The 19,161-nt window shown below is 70.9% G+C and carries 19 protein-coding genes; 17 read left to right on the top strand and 2 right to left on the bottom strand.

The annotated features are described in order from the left end of the window. Positions 1 to 19 precede the first annotated feature (19 nt). Positions 20 to 700 carry an SGNH/GDSL hydrolase family protein gene (locus tag AB0I66_RS03545; RefSeq protein ID WP_363206007.1) on the bottom strand — a complete coding sequence of 227 codons (681 nt, stop codon included), beginning with the start codon at positions 698 to 700 and terminating at the stop codon, positions 20 to 22. A gap of 253 nt (positions 701 to 953) precedes the next feature. Between AB0I66_RS03545 and AB0I66_RS03540 the strand changes: the two genes are divergently transcribed. From AB0I66_RS03540 to AB0I66_RS03515, 6 genes are all read left to right on the top strand, one after another. Further along, complete coding sequence (locus AB0I66_RS03540) at positions 954 to 2,534, top strand: MmgE/PrpD family protein (protein ID WP_363206006.1); 1,581 nt, start codon at positions 954 to 956, stop codon at positions 2,532 to 2,534. A 151-nt stretch (positions 2,535 to 2,685) separates the two neighbouring features. After that, complete coding sequence (locus tag AB0I66_RS03535; protein WP_363206005.1) at positions 2,686 to 3,831, top strand: cytochrome P450; 1,146 nt, start codon at positions 2,686 to 2,688, stop codon at positions 3,829 to 3,831. 7 nt (positions 3,832 to 3,838) lie between these two features. Further along, entirely contained in the window at positions 3,839 to 4,615 is a 777-nt protein-coding gene (locus AB0I66_RS03530) for an HAD family hydrolase (RefSeq protein WP_363206004.1), read from the top strand. Continuing rightward, positions 4,612 to 6,069 carry an MFS transporter gene (locus tag AB0I66_RS03525; protein WP_363206003.1) on the top strand — a complete coding sequence of 486 codons (1,458 nt, stop codon included), beginning with the start codon at positions 4,612 to 4,614 and terminating at the stop codon, positions 6,067 to 6,069. The genes AB0I66_RS03530 and AB0I66_RS03525 overlap by 4 nt, the downstream gene beginning before the upstream one ends. Further along, positions 6,066 to 6,689, top strand: a complete 624-nt coding sequence (locus AB0I66_RS03520; RefSeq protein ID WP_363206002.1) for a GDSL-type esterase/lipase family protein — start codon at positions 6,066 to 6,068, stop codon at positions 6,687 to 6,689. Before AB0I66_RS03525 ends, AB0I66_RS03520 begins: the two co-directional genes overlap by 4 nt. Positions 6,690 to 6,864: 175 nt before the next feature. Then, positions 6,865 to 7,605: a BTAD domain-containing putative transcriptional regulator gene (locus AB0I66_RS03515; RefSeq protein WP_363206001.1), complete on the top strand. Its 741-nt coding sequence runs from the start codon at positions 6,865 to 6,867 to the stop codon at positions 7,603 to 7,605. 24 nt (positions 7,606 to 7,629) lie between these two features. Here AB0I66_RS03515 and AB0I66_RS03510 read toward each other — a convergent pair whose 3' ends face one another. Then, positions 7,630 to 8,667, bottom strand: coding sequence for a DUF2156 domain-containing protein (locus AB0I66_RS03510; protein WP_363206000.1), 1,038 nt, complete (start codon positions 8,665 to 8,667; stop codon positions 7,630 to 7,632). Between the two features lie 97 nt (positions 8,668 to 8,764). Here AB0I66_RS03510 and AB0I66_RS03505 point away from each other — a divergent pair, with 97 nt between their 5' ends. From AB0I66_RS03505 to AB0I66_RS03455, 11 genes are read left to right on the top strand one after another with little or no spacing between them, the layout of a single operon-like run. Beyond that, complete coding sequence (locus AB0I66_RS03505) at positions 8,765 to 10,450, top strand: aldehyde dehydrogenase (RefSeq protein ID WP_363205999.1); 1,686 nt, start codon at positions 8,765 to 8,767, stop codon at positions 10,448 to 10,450. Further along, positions 10,438 to 11,574, top strand: a complete 1,137-nt coding sequence (locus AB0I66_RS03500) for an acyl-CoA dehydrogenase family protein (RefSeq protein WP_363205998.1) — start codon at positions 10,438 to 10,440, stop codon at positions 11,572 to 11,574. Before AB0I66_RS03505 ends, AB0I66_RS03500 begins: the two co-directional genes overlap by 13 nt. Before the next feature lie 8 nt (positions 11,575 to 11,582). Further along, positions 11,583 to 12,893 (top strand): aminotransferase class III-fold pyridoxal phosphate-dependent enzyme, encoded by a 1,311-nt coding sequence (locus tag AB0I66_RS03495; RefSeq protein ID WP_363205997.1) that lies wholly within the window; start codon positions 11,583 to 11,585, stop codon positions 12,891 to 12,893. Then, a complete protein-coding gene (locus AB0I66_RS03490) occupies positions 12,880 to 13,398 on the top strand; it encodes an SRPBCC family protein (RefSeq protein WP_363205996.1) in 519 nt (172 codons plus the stop codon). Before AB0I66_RS03495 ends, AB0I66_RS03490 begins: the two co-directional genes overlap by 14 nt. Further along, complete coding sequence (locus tag AB0I66_RS03485) at positions 13,398 to 13,892, top strand: hypothetical protein (RefSeq protein ID WP_363205995.1); 495 nt, start codon at positions 13,398 to 13,400, stop codon at positions 13,890 to 13,892. The genes AB0I66_RS03490 and AB0I66_RS03485 overlap by 1 nt, the downstream gene beginning before the upstream one ends. Next, positions 13,883 to 14,431 (top strand): flavin reductase family protein, encoded by a 549-nt coding sequence (locus AB0I66_RS03480; protein WP_363205993.1) that lies wholly within the window; start codon positions 13,883 to 13,885, stop codon positions 14,429 to 14,431. Before AB0I66_RS03485 ends, AB0I66_RS03480 begins: the two co-directional genes overlap by 10 nt. Next, positions 14,428 to 15,420 (top strand): VlmB-like protein, encoded by a 993-nt coding sequence (locus tag AB0I66_RS03475; protein WP_363205992.1) that lies wholly within the window; start codon positions 14,428 to 14,430, stop codon positions 15,418 to 15,420. The genes AB0I66_RS03480 and AB0I66_RS03475 overlap by 4 nt, the downstream gene beginning before the upstream one ends. Further along, complete coding sequence (locus AB0I66_RS03470) at positions 15,417 to 16,496, top strand: acyl-CoA desaturase (protein WP_363205991.1); 1,080 nt, start codon at positions 15,417 to 15,419, stop codon at positions 16,494 to 16,496. The genes AB0I66_RS03475 and AB0I66_RS03470 overlap by 4 nt, the downstream gene beginning before the upstream one ends. Then, the gene (locus AB0I66_RS03465; RefSeq protein WP_363205990.1) at positions 16,493 to 17,518 is read left to right on the top strand and encodes a beta-ketoacyl-ACP synthase III; all 1,026 of its coding nucleotides are present in this window, start codon (positions 16,493 to 16,495) and stop codon (positions 17,516 to 17,518) included. The genes AB0I66_RS03470 and AB0I66_RS03465 overlap by 4 nt, the downstream gene beginning before the upstream one ends. A gap of 53 nt (positions 17,519 to 17,571) precedes the next feature. Further along, the gene (locus AB0I66_RS03460; protein ID WP_363205989.1) at positions 17,572 to 17,820 is read left to right on the top strand and encodes a phosphopantetheine-binding protein; all 249 of its coding nucleotides are present in this window, start codon (positions 17,572 to 17,574) and stop codon (positions 17,818 to 17,820) included. Then, positions 17,817 to 19,064, top strand: a complete 1,248-nt coding sequence (locus tag AB0I66_RS03455; RefSeq protein WP_363205988.1) for a beta-ketoacyl-[acyl-carrier-protein] synthase family protein — start codon at positions 17,817 to 17,819, stop codon at positions 19,062 to 19,064. The genes AB0I66_RS03460 and AB0I66_RS03455 overlap by 4 nt, the downstream gene beginning before the upstream one ends. Positions 19,065 to 19,161: the final 97 nt, after the last annotated feature.

The following is a 19,161-nucleotide window of genomic DNA, read 5'->3' as shown; positions in this document are numbered from 1 at the left end:
CTGCCGCCGTCAACAGCGCTCAGACGTTGCCCAGTCGGGTGCTCAAGGCGCGGACGATCTCGGTGCCGAGGACGGCCTGGCCTCGTGCGTTGAGGTGGATGCCGTCGGTGCTCCAGATCGACTCGTCGCGCTCGGTCGGGTGGCTGTGCAGGTCGACGTGGACGGCGTCCAGGCGCTCCGACACCGATCGGATCCTCCGCGACAGGACGGCGAGGCGCTCACGGGCCACGTCCCGGTACCGCGCGTCGAAGTACGGGTTGCCGCTGATGTCGAAGAAACCGGCGGTCACCAGAGTGCCGGCGGTACGCAGCGGCGTGAAGAGGGTTTCGAGTTCGCCCTCCACGGCATCCGCGTCGAAAGCCTTGCGCAGGCCGTCGTTGCCCCCGCACAGCGCGATCACCAGGTCAGGTCCGAAAGCCAGCGCGGACTTCAGCTGCGTCTCGCGCACCTGCGCGGTCACCAGGTCACGCTGCCCCAGGTTGAGGTGCACCAGTTCCGGCCGCACTTCGCGGAGAGCGGCGATCACCAGGCTCGACCAGGAGCCGGCGCGGTAGCCGGGGCACGGCTCGCTGACGCCCCGGGCGACGCTGTCCCCGACGATCACCAGCCGGGACCACGGGGCGCCCCGCAGCAGAGCTGCGCCCTCGGCCGGTGACACCACGTGCGGGTCGTTCCTCTCCGTCATCCGGATCGTTTCCACGTCCCCATCCCCTCCTGAGCCCGGTGCCTGTTCATCGACGTCATCGACGGTGGCATCCGGTGTCCGTGACCGCTGGCGGAAAAGCGCCATCACCGCGGTGCCGTGTCCCGGCCAGTGTCGGTCTCGTCGGCAGGAGTGGGACTGAGACGTCTGCGCCAGCGGAATTTCAGGGTGCCACCACCCTGGGCCCCAACGATGAAACAGCACTCCGTCGCACCGCCGGTGCGTTCCCAGCTCTCGGAAGGAGCGAGGTGTGGACAAAGCAGCCGGGACGGACCGGCACGGCACGGCCGACCCCGGTCAGAAACCCGGTCGGGCGCCCGGCGTACCCTCCCTGACCCGGCAGCTCGCCGAGTGGTCCGCGGGTCTGCGCCACGCGGATCTGCCCGGGCGGATCGAGGAGTACGCCACCAGCCAGGTCATGTCGCATCTCGCGGTGCTGCGGGCGAGCTTGGCCCACCCCCTGGGGCGCAAGCTGGTGGGGGCCTTCGGCACCCCGCTCATGACCGACCCCTGTCAGGCGGCGCAGGTCATGGCCGCGCTGTCCTCGTGCCTCTACTACGAGGACAGCATGTACGCGGGTCATGTCACCCACGCCTCCGTCGGCGTTCCGCTGGCCTTCCGGCGGGTGCAACGGCTCAACGGTCGGGCCCTGCTCACAGCGGTCGTCGCCGCGAACGAGTGCGCCGCCCGGGTCACCGCCGCCTGCGCGCTGGGCCCGCTGCGGGGGCAGGGGACCTCGTACACCCAGCTCGTGGGTGCCGTGGCGGGCCGCCTGCACGGTGCCCGGGTCCCGGCCGGGTTGTGGACCAACGCCTGGGGCCTGGCCCTCGCGATGCCGCCATGGCCGCTGCGCAGAGCGCTGCTCGGCAGTGAGGCGAAGGTCCTCTCGGCGGCGACGCCGGTGCGGACCGCGCTGGACGCCTGCGACGCGGCGGCTGCGGGGCTGCGGGGCGCGGAGGACATCCTGGAGCACCCCGGCGGCCTGCTCGCCAAGTTCTCGGACGTGCCGTCGCCGGCGGCGGTCACGGCCGGACTCGGCACGCGTTGGCACACCGAGACACTGACCTTCAAGCTCAATCCGGCGGGCGCGTACGTGGACGCGGCCGTCGACTGCGCATCGCAGCTGCATGCCCGGCTCTCCCGCGAAGACCTCCACGACATCGAGGAGATCGTGGTCTCGGCGGCCCGGCTGACCATCGCCATGGACCAGGACGGTGCGCCGTACGTGGACCGCGACCGGTCGGCGATCATGGCGCTCAACGTCTCCGTCGCCTACAACGTGGCAACCGCCCTCACCACCGGCGCCGTCGTCCCCGCGGACCTCGCGCAGCCGGCGACCGCGGACCGTCTGCGCTGGTCCCTCGCGGACCGGGTGCGGCTGGAGTACGACCTCGGGCTGAGCCGCGAAGTGCTCCGCGGGACCGCCCCGTTGGGCGAGGCGCTGCGGCAGGCGGGGGAGAACGGCAAACGGTGGCTCGTGGCGGTCATGGGCGAGGGCATCACGGCGACCGCCGACATCGCGGGGCCGCCGAGCACCACCTTCCAGAAGGCCGACAAGGCGGTGGGTGCCCGGCTGCGGGTCACCCTGCGCGACGGCCGGGTGCTGACCGCTTCGTGCGGGCGCCCCAAGGGGGCGGCCGGCCCCGAGACGCGGCACGGCCACCGTGAACTGGTCCGGTCCAAGCTCGCGTCGACCGGAACCTCCACCGAGGTGATCAATGGCCTGGACCGTCTCGCCTCGCTGACCGCACGCCAGGTCGACGCGCTCGTGACCAGAGCACTGTCCGAACCGCTGCTCACAGCCGAAGCCGATCCGGCTTCGATCCGCTGAACACCAGAAGGGGAAACGCACGATGGGCCACCGTGAACCTGACGACCGCGAACCTGACGACCGCGAATCTGCTGACCGCGCACCCGACGACCGTGAACCCTCGTGCCACACACCCAGGTTCACCTATCCCACGAAGCGCACCGACCCGCTCGTGCCGGCCGACGTATACGCACAGGCGCTGCGCGAGGAGCCGGTGTGCCCGATCACCCTCGCGACCGGCGACCCCGCCTGGTTCGTGGCCCGCCATGAGGACGTACGGACCGCGCTGTCGGACCGCCGGTTCAGCAGGGAGGCGCTGTTCCGCCCCGGAGCCGCTCGCGCGCAGGTGGTCGAGCCCGACCCGCACAGCATGATCACCATGGATCCCCCACGGCACACCCGGATCCGCAAACTCGCCAACCGGGCGTTCAGCCCGCAGCGCGTGCGGCGCATGCGGCCGTACGTGGAGGAGGTCACCGCGGAGCTGCTCGACGCCATGGAGGCGGGCCCGCCCGCGGGTGACCTCGTCGAGACATACGGGCGCCCGCTCGCGCTGCGCGTCATCTGCCGCATACTCGGGGTCCCGTTCGCGGACTACGACAAGTTCGGGGGCTGGTGCGACCGGTTCTTCTCGCTCACCAAGTACCCGCCCGAGGAGCTCCAGCAGGCCAACGAGGACATGCGGGCCTACTTCGCCCGGCTGATCGGACACCGGCGCGAGGAGCCCGGCGACGATCTGATCAGCGCCCTGGTACAGATCCACGACGAGGAGGGCGAGCCTTCCGAGAGCGAGATCGTCAGCCTGGGCGCTCTGTTGCTGTTCGCGGGACACGACACCACGGTGACCGTGCTCTGCGCCGGGACGGCGACCCTGCTCGGCAATCCCGACCAACTCGCGCTGCTGCGCGCGGATCCCTCGCTCTACCCCGATGCCGTGGAGGAGCTGGTGCGGCTCAACGTCCCCGGCGGCGGGACCGCCATCCGGATCACGACGAGCGACGTGAAGCTGGGCGGCACGGTCATCCCCGAGGGCTCGGCGGTGCTCGCCTCCGTCGGCACCGCCAGCCGGGACCCCGAGGTCTACCCCGACCCCGACCGCTGTGTCATCCGGCGCGAGCAGCGCTCCCAGATGGCCTTCGGGCAGGGCCCGCACTTCTGCATCGGCGCAGGTCTCGCCCGCCTCGAACTGGAGGTCGGCCTGCGTGCCCTGTTCGAGCGGTTCCCGCGCATGCGACTGACGGTGCCGGCCAAGGAGTTGCGCTGGAAGGACTTCGCGCACCTCGGGGGTCTGGAAGAGATGCCCGTGGCCTGGGATTGATCACGCGATGACCGAGCCCCCGCACGCGCACCCGACCCCGTCTTCGGCTCCGCTCGCCGCCGCCTTCTTCGACGTCGACGAGACGCTGATCTCGGTCAACAGCATGTCCCGCTTCCTGCGCCACCACTGGCGGACCGCCGGCCGGCCACGCCCGGCCTTAGACGAGGCGGTGCGCGGTCTGCGGGCCCTCGCGGCGCGCGGTGCTTCCCGTTCCGAGCTGACCCGCGCGTATTACCGCCTCTACGCCGGCTGCGACGCCCAAGAGCTCGCCGCCCAGGGCCGTGCCTGGTTCGCCGCGGAAGTCCGCGTCGGCGACCTGTTCCTGACCGCCACCGTGGCAGCGCTGCGCAAGCACCGGCGCCGCGGCGACACGGTCGTGCTCGTCTCGGGGTCCTTCGCGCCTTGCCTGGATCCCGTCGTGGAGTGGCTCGGTGCCGACGAGTTGCTCTGCGCCCGTCCCGAGTCGGTCGGGGGAATCCTGACCGGCAAGCTCGACGTCGCGATGGTCGGCGAGGAGAAGGCCGCCGCGGTACGCGCCCTGCTCCGTGCGCGCGGGATCCCCGCGGCCCGCTGTCATGCCTACGGCGATCACGCCTCCGACCTGGCGATGCTGCGAGCCGTGGGCCATCCGGTGGTGGTGGGCGCGGATCCACTGCTGATCCGGCACGCCGAGGAGCATGGATGGCGTCGGATTCCTGCCAGCGCACGCCCCCGGAGCTTGCCAGATTGGAGCGGACAGCGGCCGCCACTCCAGGGCCGTACGACGAAGGGTGAAACCGCATGAGCCGGAACCCCGATGCGGCCCGCGGACAGCCGAGTTACCCGGTCGTGGTGACGCTCGCGGCGGGCGCGATCTTCCTGTCGATCCTGGACGCCACCGTGGCCAACCTCGCGGTGACCGACCTGCAACGCAGCTTCCCCGCCGCCTCGGTGACCGACCTGACCTGGGTCATCTCCTTGTACGCCATCGTGTTCGCCGCGTTCCTCGCCCCCGCGGGACGCCTCGCCGACGTGCTGGGGCGACGCCGTCTGTACATCGCCGGCATGGGCCTGTTCACCGTCGCCTCGATGCTGTGCGCCGTGGCCCCCGCCCTCCCGGCGCTCCTCGTCGCACGGGGGTTGCAGGCGCTGGGAGCGGCGGCCATGATCCCGGCCTCCCTCGCCGTGCTCCTCGCCGATGTGGACCCGCGGCGCAGAGGGGCGGCGATCGGGCTGTGGAGCGCCGCGGCCTCCGCCGCGGCCGCGGCGGGGCCCAGCCTCGGCGGCATCCTCATCGACGCGGCCGGCTGGCGCGCGGTGTTCCTCGTCAACGTCCCCCTGGGCCTCGCCCTGCTCGCCGGGATCAGGGCCGTACGCGCACCGGCACACGGCGGGCAGGGGCTTCCCGACCCGCTCGGCACGCTGCTTCTCACGGCCGGCACCGGGCTCCTCGTGCTCGGTGTCACCCAGGGGCGGGAGTGGCACTGGGCCGACCCGCGCACGCTGGGCACCCTCATCGCGGGCCTCGTACTGTCGGCATGGGCCCTGCTGCGTGCCAGGCGGCACCCGCGGCCTGCCCTGCAGACCAGGCTGTGGCGCAGCAGGCCGTTCGCGCTGGCCAACCTCGTCTCTCTGTTCTTCGGTGCGGCGCTGTACGCCTGGCTCCTGGTCGGGGCGCTCTTCCTGGTGGACGTATGGCATTACCCGTGGATCACGGCCGGTCTGTCGATGACGCCGGGGGCGCTGCTGTCCGCGGCGGTCGCGGTGATGGTGGGACGCTCCCTGAGCAAGAGCCGCCCGCATCTGGTGGTGTTCTGCGGCGCGTTGACGCTGGTCGCGGCCGGACTGTGGCTGGGCCTGACGCTCTCCTCTCAGCCCGCCCTGTGGAGCATGTGGATCCCGGTCGGCCTGCTGGCCGGTGCCGGCATCGGCGCCGTCAGCACCGGGGTGTCCAGCGTGGCGGCCTTGTCCGTGGAGCCGGCGGACTTCGCCGGTGCCACCGGACTCAACCTGGCGGTACGGCAGATCGGCGGAGCTCTGGGCATCGCGGCGCTGGCCGCCATCCTGCCCGTGGCGACCTCGTCCGACCCTGCCCCGTACCGCCACGTGGTGTTCTTCTGCTGTGCCACGGCTGCCGTCGCGGGCCTGCTGGGCCTCGGCTTCGCCCGGCGCCGCGGCCTCCCCGCGCCGCACGCCGTGCGGACCGCCGCGCCGACGCTCGCCGCCGGCACCGTCGCCGGCAAGGAAGCACAGCCGTGACGGTCTTCGACCACGACCCGCCGCGCCACGAGTCGGCCTCCCTCGCCCGCATGCCCTGGCGGCGCTTCATCGTGCTGGGCGGCGGCGCCGAGGGCCCCGGGCCCGCCCGCGGTTCCGGCGACCCGGGCTGGGCGGACCAGGTGGCCGAGGCGCTGAGGTCGGTCCGCCCGGACCTCGCCTATCTCAACCTGGGCCGGCACGAGCTTTCGACGGCCCAGGTCCGGGCCGGTCAACTGGCCAGAGCGCTGGCGTTCCGGGGAGACCTGGCCGCGGTCGTCGCCGGTGGCCGAGAGGTGGTGCGCGAGCCCTTCGACATCGACGCCGTAGAGGCGGAGCTGAACAGGATCGTGGGTCCGCTCCGCAGCTCCGGGGCCGATGTGCTCACCCTCGGTCCGTGCGGGCCGGGCCTTTCCGCCGCGCCGGCCGAGGAGCAGCGGAGCGGACCGCGGCGACGGCTGCGAATCCTGGCGGAGCGCACCCGCGACCTCGCTCTGCGGCACGGCGCGTTGTACGTCGACGTGCCGCCGCGGGCCGGCGAGGCCGGCGGCCGGAGCGTGGCCGCCGCGGTGATCCACCGCCTGGTGGATCACCTCGACGCGACCCGAAACACCCGTTACTGAGGTGTAACCCGGGCCGTCGCTCCGCAACGATTGCATGAGTTCAACCGAAGTGTGTCTCCCACCAATCCGGGTGCGCCCGCACAACGAAGTATGGGCGAGAACACACGTCAGTCACTTCCCATGTGGCAGAAAAACGGGGGTTCACATGCAGGTAAGGCTACTTGGGCCGCTCCATGTGATCGAGGAAGACATTCCCATCCAGCTGCCGGGGGAGAAGCTCAGAACGATTATGGCGGCACTTGCTGTCACACCTGGCACCCCGGTACCGGCCCTTGATCTGCTGGACGAGCTCTGGGGAGATCAACCTCCGAAAACCGCGGACAACTCCCTGCAGTCACATGTCGCGCGGTTACGCCGTGTCCTCACCGAACAGACCGGCAAGCCCAAGGCCCGCCATGTCATCCGTACGACCCGCTCCGGATATCTGCTCGACGTCGAACCGGCGGACGTCGACGCATTGCGCTTCTCGGATGCCGTGGAGGCGGCCGGCCAACACCTGAACGCGGATTGCGAACTCGCCATCAAGCTGCTCACCGATGCGTTCTCCGAATGGCGGGGGCCGGCCCTCATGGATACGGGGAACGGCATGATCTGCCGCATCGCGTATACGCGGCTCGAGGAAACCAGGCTGATCGGCCGGGAGTTGTTCGTCGAGGCACACTTGAGGCTCGGCAGGCACTGGCAGGTGATCCCGGAACTCGAGCAGTTGCTGACCCAGCACCCCTTGCGTGAGCGCTTCTGCGAACAGCTCATGACCGCCCTGTACCGCTCCGGCAGGCAGGCGGACGCCCTCAGTGCCTACCGCAGGGTCCAGCACAACCTGGGCGCGGAACTGGGCATCGAGCCGGGCCCGGGAATGCAACGGCGGTTCAGGCAGATCCTTCAGCAGGAGGGGGCGCTGCTGCGCGGTGCCTGAGACGGGATCAGATGTGACAGTTACTCAGATGGATTTGGTCAGCCGGAGTATGCGCCATACGGCGCGCAGACTGGCGCCCCCCTCGAAGGCCAGATACTCGGGCAGTACCAACTGCGGGTCCCACTTGCTCTTGTACGCGAGCTGACTGGCGGCCGGGTAGACGGACTCCCCCTTTTCCGCGAGGAAGCGCAGGAGTTTTCCCGTCAGGGCGCTGCTCGGCGTCAGTTCATGTGCCGCGTCCAGGCCGGTGAAGGGCGTGAACCCGAAGTGCAGCCACTCGGCCTGCTCACGCGTGAACGCCTCCAGGGCGGTGGCGTTGATGGCCTCCATCACCCCGGGTCCGGCGTCCGGCATGCGTCGGCTGAGATCGTGCAGCCAGCCGGGGCGGGATCCGAACGCGGGAGAGTAGGAGATATAGGCCAGCGGCCTGCCGCCGAGCGTCCCCAGGAACAGCCGCCGGTGCCGCTGCACCGGCCCGCCGGTCTGCCCTACCAGGAACTCGATCTCCTTGACGTGCCTGCCTTTGCCGCGCAGCCACGCTTCGTCGATCCGCCCGACACTGTCCCGGTGTTCCGCGAACGAGACCTCCTGGACGGCAAGTCCGTCACGCCTGGCCCGCGAGATCTTGTTGCGCAGCTTCATGAACCGCGTGCCGCGCAGCGTGAATTCGGGCAGCCGGACGGCATAGGAGGACCCCACCTGATTGAGGACGAACCCCGCAGTCGAATATAATTCGGCGTCGGCGCGCTGCAATTGAATGCTGACGATCGCGCGTTTTCGTGCACGCGCATACTCCTTGAAGTCCCGGAGTGCCGCCGCCTGTCGTGCCGGAGGCCCGAATGCGCCACCGAACTGAACTAAGAAGCCCCCCGCCTCCCGGTGGGCGACGAGCGCACCTCCGTCACCGATGAACATCTTGTTGCCGGCGTTCAGTGCCAGGAAAGCGCTGGGGTTGTCCGCGTATTTCTGAATCGCGGTCAGCGCCAGCTCTGCGGCTTCGGGGCCCTCCGTGCACGCTTGCAATATATTCGGCACTCGGTTCATCTGTCGCACGCTCTCCATCAGGCGGACAATATCGGCCAACCTATCCGAAGGCCGCCGGAACTTACTGGCACAGCGGTCTCAGCGGATTTTCAGTTGGCCTTCAGTAATTCTTGCCATGCTCGCCGCCATGTACCGCAACTATTCATCCTATGTAAACGCGCGACACGTGCCCGGCGAGGAATGGGTCTACGTGCTCAGCGCGGATTCCTTGCTGGACGACGTCTTCGCGAGCCTGGCACTCAAACGGAAACTGGAACAGGGCCGCATCCCCCCGCACGACCTCCCGTCGACCGTCGTCGGACGCGTCGCCAAGGCCGATCGCGCCACGGTCCAGCGCGCCGTCGAAGCCGCGGCCGCGGCCGTACCCGCCTGGGGCGCCGTTCCGCCGCAGACCCGCATCGAGACCGTGGGCCGGCTGCTGCACGCCCGCCTCGCCGACCACGCCGAGGACATAGTCGCCGTCCTGGTCGAGGAAGGGCACCCCCTGGCACTGGCGCGGTGGCAGGTCTCCGGCATGCTGGAGTGCTTCGGCCCGGAGTCGGTCAGCTTCTACCGGTCCCAGATGCTGCAGGAGTTCCATCGCGGCGAGCGCCGCCTCCAGGTGCGCCGGCAGCCCGACGGAGTGGTCTGCCTCAACCCGCCGCAGAACGCGCCCCTGTCCAGTGCCCTTCTGGGCGTGACGGCGCTGATGGCCGGCAACGCACTGGTGGTGCGGGCCCCGCGCAGCGCGCCGCTGGGCGTCATGTACGTCATGCAGGAGATCGTGGCCCCCGTCCTCGCGGAGTGCGGCGCTCCGCCGGGCACGCTGAACGTCGTCTGCGGCGATCCGGCGCCGATGCTGAGCTGCTGGCTGGAGCATCCCGCGGTGAACGACATCATCTATTTCGGCAGCAGCGACGCGGGGCTGAAGTTCGAGGCACGCTGCATCGCCGCCGGCAAGAAGCCGATCCTGGAACTGGCGGGCAACGACGTCGTCACCGTATGGAAAGACGCCGACATCGACCTCGCGGCCGAGGCCCTCACCGAGAGCTTCTACGGCTCCGGGCAACTGTGCATGATTCCCAACCAGGTGCTGGTGCACCCCGATGTGGCGGACGCGCTCGTCGCGTCCCTTGTGCGGCAGATCGGCCACATCCGGCCGGGCTACCCATGGGAGCCCGACGTGCTGCTGACGCCCGTACTGCGCAACGAGAAGTTCTTCAGCTGCCTGGAAGACGCCCGCTCCAAGGGCGCCAAGGTGGTCTGCGGCGGCCACCCGATGCAGCTCGACGAACTCCGCGACCCGGGCGGCATCTTCCTGGAGCCGACCGTGATCCTGGTGCGCGGCGTCGAAGGCGCACGCGAACTCCACGCCGTGCGGCACGAGACGTTCTTTCCGCTGCTGCCCGTGATCGTCGCCGAATCCGCGCCGGACACCGAGCTGATGGCCACCTTCATCGGCTTCGTCAACTCCAACCGCTACGGCCTGCGCAACTCGCTGTGGGCCAAGGACCCGGACGTCATCGACGAGTTCACCGCCCGCGTCCACACCGGCGGCCTGCTCAAGGTGAACGACTCGCACATCGGCTTCCTGCCGTATATGCCCACGCACGGCGGCACCGGGCTGACCGGAGGCGTATTCGGCGAGGCCAACTACCCGATCCTGCGGACCTCGCACCTCCAGGGTGTGAGCGTCAGCCCGGGCTCCCGGCCCCGGGACGCGGTCTTCGGCGCCTGGCAGAACCTGGTCGACGAGCGCCTCGGCAACGGCAGCCGCTCGCGGCCGGACGTCCACAAGGAGACGACGCCATGCGCTCGATGAACACCGCCCGCCGCACCTGCGAAGAGTTCCTGCCCGGCTTGCTGGCCGCACTCGACGACATTCCGCTGGCTGATCTGGAACGTCCGGGCAGCCCGGCCATCGGCCTCTTCCGGACGCATGGCGGCCCAGGTCTCGTCATCCCCCGTACTTACTCGGGAAGCGGTGCCACACCGCTGCAAGCCGTGGACGTCACACGGGCGCTGGCCGCCGTCGCCCCGTCTCTCGCGGTGGCCACCACCATGCACCACTTCTCCGTGGCCACCCTGTTCGCGCTCGCCGACAGCCCGCAGAGCGCCGGTGTGGAGTGGGCGCTGCTGGAAGGGATCGTCGAACAGCGGCTCCTGGTCGCCTCGGGTTTCGCCGAGGGACGCCCCGGCCAGGGCATCCTCAGCCCCACGGTCCTGGCACGGCCGGACGGAGAGGGCTACCGCATCAGCGGGTCGAAGAAGCCCTGCAGCCTCTCTCGCTCCATGGACCTGCTCACCGCCAGTGCCGCGCTGCCGAACGCGGACGGCACGAGCGACATGGCGGTGGTGCTCGTACCGCGGCAGGCGGAGGGGCTGACCGTGGAGCCGTTCTGGTCGAGCTGGGCTCTGGCCGGCGCGGAGAGCGACGAGGTGCGGCTGCGGGACGTCTTCGTCGACGAACAGCAGCTGATGCGCACCGAGCCCGGCGAGACAGGCGAGCTGGACGAGCTCCAGACCGTCGGCCTCATCTGGTTCGAACTGCTCATCACCGCCTCGTACGCCGGAATGGCCGGTGCCTTGGTCGAACGCGTCCTGGCCGGCGGCCGCGGCACGAACACCGAACGGGCCGAGCTGCTCACCCGCTGCGAGACGGCGACGCTGCTCACCGAGGGCACCGCCCACATGATCATGGACAAGGCGGTGGGCGACGAGGGACTCGCCCGTGCCCTGGTCGCGCGCTACGGCGCGCAGGACCTGATCCGCGAGGTCGTGGCCCGCGCCGTGGAGCTGCTCGGCGGGACGGCCTTCATCGGCTCGCCCGACATCGCCTGTCTGGCTGCCGCCTCGCACGGCCTGTCCTTCCACCCGCCGTCCCGCTCCAGCTTCGCCGACCCCTGGCTCGAACACGCCGCCGGCCATCCGCTGCGGCTGTCATGAGGAGCGCCATGACCACTGCCGCCGGGCCCGCGCAGCCGCCGGGCCGCGAAGAAATCGGCCGACTGTACCGGACCCGCCTGAGCAAGGGCCGCGCCACCCTCGGCGAACTGCTGGGCGGCGAGCTGGAAACAGAGTCGCAAGGCGCCTGGGTGACCACCGCGACCGGACGGCGGCTGCTCAACTGCGGCGGCTACGGAGTCCTCCTGATGGGCGCCCGGCACCCCGTCGTCGTAGCCCACGTCACCGAGCAACTGCACCGCAACCCGGTGGCCACCCGCGTCCTTCTCGAACCCCAGGCGGCGTTGGCCGCCGACGCGCTGGTGGCCAAGGCGCCGGCAGGACTCGACCGGGTGCACTTCGCCTGTTCGGGCGCGGAGGCCGTGGAGGCCGCCATCAAGATCGCCCGAACCCTGGGCAAGGACCGGCTGATCGCCACGCACGGCGGCTACCACGGGAAGACCATGGGCGCGCTCGGCCTCACCGGCGCGGACCTGTTCAAGGAGCCGTTCCGCCCCCTGCTCCCCGGCATCTGCCATGTGCCGTACGGCGACGCCGAAGCGCTGGCCGAACGGCTCGACGCGGCATCCGGCCGCGCCTGCGTGGTGATCGAGCCGGTCCAGGGCGAGGCGGGCGTTGTGCTGCCGCCACCCGGCTATCTGCGCACGGTCCAGGAGCTGTGCCGCGCCCATGACGCGCTCTTCGTCCTGGACGAGATCCAGACCGGACTCGGCCGGCTCGGCTCCTGGTGGGGAGCGGACGAGGAAGGGCTCACCCCGGACCTGCTCCTTGCCGGCAAAGGCCTCGGCGGCGGCATCATGCCCGTCTCTGCGGTCATCGCGGCGGCGGACGTGTTCGGCGCCTTCGACCGGGACCCGTATCTGCACACCTCCACCTTCTCCGGCATGCCGCTGGCGATGGCCGCCGTGCGTGGCGCGCTGCGGGCCATCGAGGAGGAGGACCTGGTGGCCCGCGCCCGCGAGCTGGGCGGAGTGCTCCTGGCCGGGATCGGCCGGATCGCGCGGGAGTGTTTCGGCGATCTCGTACGGGAGGTGCGCGGCCAGGGGCTGCTCATCGGCGTCGAGTTCGCCGGTCCCGGGCCGGCCGGCGACCTGCTGGTCGAGCTGATCCGGCAGGGCGTGGTGGCGAACCACTCGCTCAACTCCCACCTGGTGCTGCGTTTCACCCCGCCCGCCGTCCTCAGCCCCGCGGAGGTGCGGTTCCTCCTCGCGGCGTTCGAACGTGCCTGCCGTGTGCAGGCAGCCCGCTATGTCCCGGACATCCAGACTCACGAAGGTGGCGCCGCCCATGCGCAGCGTTGATGTGACCATCGGCGTCCCCGGTATCGCCGCGGAAGCGGTGTACGACCGGGTCGCGGAATTCGCCCGTTATCCCGAACTCGCCCCGGTGGTCCTGTCGGTCACCGTCCACGACCTCAGCGAGACGGAGGAGACCAGCGCCTGGGAGGTGTACTTCCGCAACGGCATCCTGCGCTGGACCGAGGCCGACCACTTCTACCGGCCGGCGCTCGCCATCACCTTCGAACAACTCGACGGTGACTTCGAGGTGTTCGAAGGCACGTGGCGCATCACCGCCGCGGGCGGCGAGGCACGGGTCGGCTTCCACGCGGCCTTCGACTTCGGTATCCCCAGCCTGGCGGGCATCCTGGAGCCGGTGGCCGAGCGGGTCATCAAGGAGACCATCGCCCAGGTGGTGCTCGGCCTGTTCCCTTCGGGCGCGGTGCTGGGCGACCAGGCGCTGGCCCGCGCCGTGGGACCCGTTCCGGCCGCGCCGCCGGCTCCCGCCCCTTCTCGGCAGGCCGGCTGATGGACACCAAGAACCTGTTCATGACGCCGGTGACCGCGCGGCTGATACGGGCGGAGTACGGGCTCGGTCTCGTCGTCGCCACCGTCTTGTTCTTCGTCCACCTCGATCAGGTGCGGTGGCTCCCGGCCCTGGTCCTCTTCACCTATATCGACCTGATCGGATACCTCCCGGGCGCCATCCAGTACCGACGCCACGAGGGCCAGATCGGCAAGGGCTATTACGTCGCCTACAACACCATGCACTCCATGGTCACCCAGGGCCTGCTGGTGCTGGGGTGGATCTGGCTGTGGGGCTTCGAGTGGGCGCTGCTCGCGCTGCCCATCCACCTGTGCGGCGACAGGGCGCTGTTCGGCAATTACCTCAAGCCGTTCGCCCTGCGCTTCGAGCCCGTCACGCACCAGGCGTACCGCCGTTTCCGCGGTGAGTTCGCGGCGGCGGACGCGGTGGCCGCCGGCAGCGACGCCACGAGCCGGGACCCGTTGCCATGGCCGTGACCACCCGACGCGCTCCCGCGACGGCCCGTGCAGCCGGCGACACCGCCGTCCTCACCGCGATGCGTCACTTCGTCACCGGAGTGACGGTCCTCACCTGCGGGGTGGGCGAGGCGGCCGAGGGGGTGACGGTCAGCACGTTCAGCACCGTCCCCGGCGACCCCCCGATGGCCTGTGTGGCGCTGCGCCGCGGCAGCCGGGGACTGCGCGCCCTGGCGAACAGCCCGGCATTCGTCGCCAATGGACTGGCGGCGACGCAGGAGCCCCTCGCCCGGCACTTCGCCCGCCGCGGCAGGCCCCGCGGTCTGGGGCAGCTGCCGCCGGACGCCTGGCTCGGCGACCCGGGCGACGACGTGCCGCGGCTCAGCGGATCGGTGGCGTGGCTGGAGTGCCGGCCGAAGCTCACCATCGCGCTCAGCGACCACGAACTGGTGGTCGCGGAGGTCGTATCGGCGGTCCACACCGGTGCCGCCCCGCTGGTCAATTTCGCCTACGACCTCCACCCCGGCCCCGTAGCCCAGATCGAAAGGGACTCGTCATGACGACACCGACCACTGAACCGGCACCGAGGACCGTGCCGGCGGCCGTTCCCGCCGAGGCCGACCGGGACACGGCTCCGTCGCTCCTGGACGGCGCGGAACGCCTCGAACTCACCCCGGCCGTCTGCAACGTGCGGTACTGGCTCAGCGCCGTACCGCACGGCACCTTGCGCGGCAACGTCTCGGGCCACGCCGCGAACGTACGGCCGCTGCCCGTGGTCAGTGCGCCCGGCCCGCTCAACAGCGCACTCACCCAGGAGCTCGCCTACCGCTCCATCGCAGAGGAGAAGGCCACCCGGGCCATCGGTTATCTGACGGCGCTCGCGCCCGACACCGACAGCATGGAGTTCTACGCGACCCAGCTGCTCGACGAGGCCCGGCACGCCATGGTCTTCCGCGACCACCTGCTCGACCTCGGCGTGTCCCGTGCGGAGCTGGGGGACACCGTGGCCCGCCTCGCGGCCGCCGACGAGGAGCGGATCCTCGTCCCTCTGGAGGACTTCGGGCTGCGCGTACTGCGCGACGAGCGCGACTTCATCGGCGGCGTACTGGTCCTCACCGTCCTGGTCGAGGGCGTGCTGGCGCCGGCCGCCGAGCTCAGCGAGCGCAAGTGGCGGATGTTCGACCCGGCGGCAGCCGACATCGAGCGGGGCGCCGGAATCGACGAGATCCGGCATCTCACGGTCGGCAGCACCATCGTCCGCGACCACCTCCGTGCACGCCCGCAGGACAAGGCGCGGCTCCTGGAGCTGATCCAGGAGGGCTACGCCCTGTGGGACAAGCTGCCGACCACCGAGGTGCTGGCACACCGCGAGGAGCTCTTCCAGCAGGGCATCGAGCGGCACGCCGGTCTCCTGGGCGACTACGAGATCTGGCCAGGCCGTCGCCTGGCGGACACCACCGCGCGCGAACGCCTCGACACCGCCCACGCATGGGCCGCGCACCTGCAGCGGACCCGGCTGGCCTACATGGGCCTGCAGGAGGCGATATGAGCTCCCTGGACGGCACCCCGCGCCCCCTGGCCACGGCGCCGCAAAGCCCCGCGAACATGCAGGAGATCACCCGCCTGGTGCGGGAAGCCGGCCTCCTGGACTCCCGACCCGGCTACTACGCCTTCAAGATCATCACAAACCTGTTGCTCCTCGCCGCCGGCTGGACCTGCTTCGTGCTGCTCGGCGACAGCTGGTGGCAACTGGCCGTGGCAGCCTTCCTCGCGGTGTGCTGCGGGCAGACCGACCTCATCGGGCACGACGCCGGCCACCGCCAGATCTTCCGGAACCGGCGGGCCATCGAGGTGATCGGGTACACCCACGGCAATCTGCTCACCGGCGTGAGCTTCGGCTGGTGGGTCGCCCACCACACCAAGCACCACAACTACCCCAACCACCTCTCGCTGGACCCGGACATCCTCCGCCGACAGGTGATCTTCGACGCCAAGGACCGCACCAAACGCACCGGAGCCGTCGGCCGGTACATCGTGCGGCATCAGGCGTGGATGTTCTACGTGCTCATCCTCATGGAAGGACTGCGCCTGCACGCCTCCGGATACGTGGCGGCACGCAAGGGCGCACTGAAGCGTCACGTCGCCCTCGACCTGACCCTGGTGACACTCCACCTGGCCGTCTATCTGACCGCGGTCCTGATGGTCCTCCCGGCAGCCATCGCCGTGGCCTTCATCGTCGTCCACCAGGCGCTCTTCGGCTTCTATATGGGCCTGCTGTTCGCCCCCAACCACAAGGGTCAGCCCGTACGCGACGGCACGGAGGAGGAACTCGACTGGCTCACCCGGCAGGTGATCACCTCGCGCAACCTGGCACCCAACCGGATCACGGACTTCTTCTACGGCGGGCTCAACTACCAGATCGAACACCACCTGTTCCCGTCCATGCCCCGCAGGAATCTGCGCCGCGCCCAGCCGCTGGTGAAGGACTACCTGGTGCGCGGCGGCCTGCCGTACGCCGAGGAGCGGCTGCTGCGCTCCTACATCATGGTCGCCGACCACCTCGGCGAGGTGAGCCGGACCGCGGCCGGTCTCGACCGCGCCGCGTCGCCCCGGGAAGCCCGGTGAACGCCCCGGCAGCGGTGCTGTGCGGCCTCGGCACCTGGCTTCCGCCCCAGGCGGTCACCAATGACGACCTGGCCCGCGAACTGGACACGTCCGACGACTGGATCCGCAGCCGTACCGGGATCGGGACCCGCTTCGTCGCCACCCCGCCCCTCGCCACCTCGGATCTCGCGGTGGAGGCGGGCCGGAGGGCGCTGAAATCCGCGGGCCGCGATGCCGTGGACGGGGTGGTCCTTGCCACCACCACCCCGGACCGCCCCTGCCCGGCCACCGCCCCGCTGGTGGCGGCCCGGCTCGGACTCGGCACCGTGGCCTCCTTCGACGTGGGCGCGGTCTGCACCGGATTCCTGTACGCCCTGGCCGCCGGTGCCGGGCTGATCGCCGCGGGCACGGTGGGCAGCGTGCTGGTCATCGGCGCGGACACGTACTCCCGCATCCTCGACCCAGCCGACCGCTCCACGCGCGCCATCTTCGGCGACGGCGCCGGAGCGGTGGTGCTGCGGTCCGGTGGCGCGACGGAGCCCGGCGCGCTCGGCACGCCGGTGCTCGGAAGCGACGGCACGGGCAGCGAGCTCATCACCGTCCGCTCGGGCGGCTCCCGCGAGCCGCTGCACACGTCCGGCGCGGACTTCGGCACGGGTGGTCCCGTGGACCCGGACCCGTACTTCCGGATGGCGGGCAAGGCCGTCTTCCGCAGCGCCGTGCAGCGCATGGCCGACGCCGCGCTGACCGCGGCGAGTCGGGCCGGCTGGACCACGGACGACATCGACCGACTCGTCGCGCACCAGGCCAACTTACGGATCCTGCACGCGGTGGCGGACCGGATGCGGCTCCCGCGCCACCGCTGCCCGGTCCATCTCGACCAGGTCGGCAACACCGCGGCCGCCTCCATCCCGCTGGCCCTCGCGCACGCCGCGGCCACCGGCACGCTGACGCCCGGCCACCGCACCGTACTCACGGCCTTCGGCGGCGGCCTCACGTGGGGCGCCTGCGCCCTCCGCTGGCCGGCCCTCACCCCCGCATGAGCACACCGCACCTGTCTCCCGTCCACCCGCACCCACTCATCAAGGAGCACGACATGACCGCCACCACCACCTACGACCGCTTCGTGGGCCTGCTGACCAAGGGCTTCGGTGTCGAGGCCGACGAGGTCTCACCGGAGAGCACCTTCGCGGACCTGGAACTGGACTCACTGGCACTCGTGGAGCTGACCCTCGCCGCACAGGAGGAGTTCGACATCACCCTCACCGACGACGAACTGCAGGCGACGAGCACCATGGCGCACACGGCGGGGATACTCGACGCCAAGCTGGTGACGGTCCGATGACCGTACCCGCCGGCGGGTACGACGCGGCGGTCACGGGCATCGGCATGGTGACCGCCGCCGGCCTCGACACCGCCGCCTCCTGGGACCGCATCAAGGCCGCGTCCGGCACCGCCGCGCGGCAGGTCCCCGGGCTCGCGGGCATCCCCGCCGACATCGGCTGCTGGATACCCGACTTCGATCCGGCCGCGGTGATCGGCGGACGCAAGGCATGGCGCCTGGACCGCAGCAGCCAGTTCGCGGTTGCCGCCGCGGCCGAAGCTCTCGCGGACGCGGGCCTGCGCCCGGCGGACTGGGAGGGCGATGCGGGCGCGCGGGTGGGCGTGGTGCTGGGCAGCGGCATCGGCGGGGCCGGGACCTGGGAGAAGCAGCACGGCGTGCTCCTCGATCAGGGGCCGCGGAAGGTGTCCGCCCTGCTGATCCCCATGCTCGCCGTCAACATGCCGGCCGGTTATGTCGCCATGGAGATCGGCGCCCGCGGGCCCAACTTCGTGACGGCCACCGCCTGCGCATCGGGCGCCACCGCCGTGGGAGCGGCGCGCGAACTGCTGCGTGGCGGGCACTGCGACGTGGTGCTCACCGGCGGCACCGAGGCGTGTCTGGTTCCCTCCATCATCTCGGGCTTCGAGCAGATGGGCGCGCTGTCCCGGCGTCGCGGCGACCCCACGGCGGCCTCCCGCCCGTTCGACGTCGACCGCGACGGCTTCGTGCCGGCCGAGGGCGCCGCCGTCCTGGTCCTCGAACGTCCGGAGAGCGCCCGGGCCCGCGGAGCGCGCATCCGCGCCCACATCAGCGGATACGGGGCCTCGGCGGATGCCTACAACGCCACCGCGCCGGAACCCCGAGGCGCCGGTGCGGAGTTGGCGCTGCGCGCGGCCCTGAAGGACGCGGGAGTGGCCGCGCACGCGGTGGACCATGTCAACGCTCATGGCACCGCGACGCCCCTGAACGACCTGATGGAGGCCCGGCTGATCCGCCGGGTCCTCGGTGGCCGGCCCGCGGTGACCTCGGTCAAGGGCGTGACGGGCCACTCGCTGGGGGCCTCGGGAGCCGTCGAAGTGGCCGTCGCCGCCCTCACCATGGAGCAGCAGCTGATCCCGCCGACCGCGAACCTGGACAGCCAGGATCCTCAGATCGATCTGGACGTCGTCGTAAAGGAGGCCCGCCCGGCCGGCGTGGAGGTCGCCGTCAGCAACTCCTTCGGTTTCGGCGGCCAGAACGCCGTGGTGTTGCTGACCCGTCCCTGATGCATGCCGCTGCCCTACCCGCACACGCGTGCCCAACAACGCATGTCTGCACGCCAGTTGAGTGACTCCCGCCACTTCCGGGTGGCCCGGAAGTGGC

It is taken from the genome of Streptomyces sp. NPDC050439 (genome assembly GCF_040655335.1).
Lineage (GTDB): Bacteria > Actinomycetota > Actinomycetes > Streptomycetales > Streptomycetaceae > Streptomyces.
Note: the sequence above shows the minus strand (reverse complement) of the source record. Positions and strands in the feature narration are given on the sequence as shown.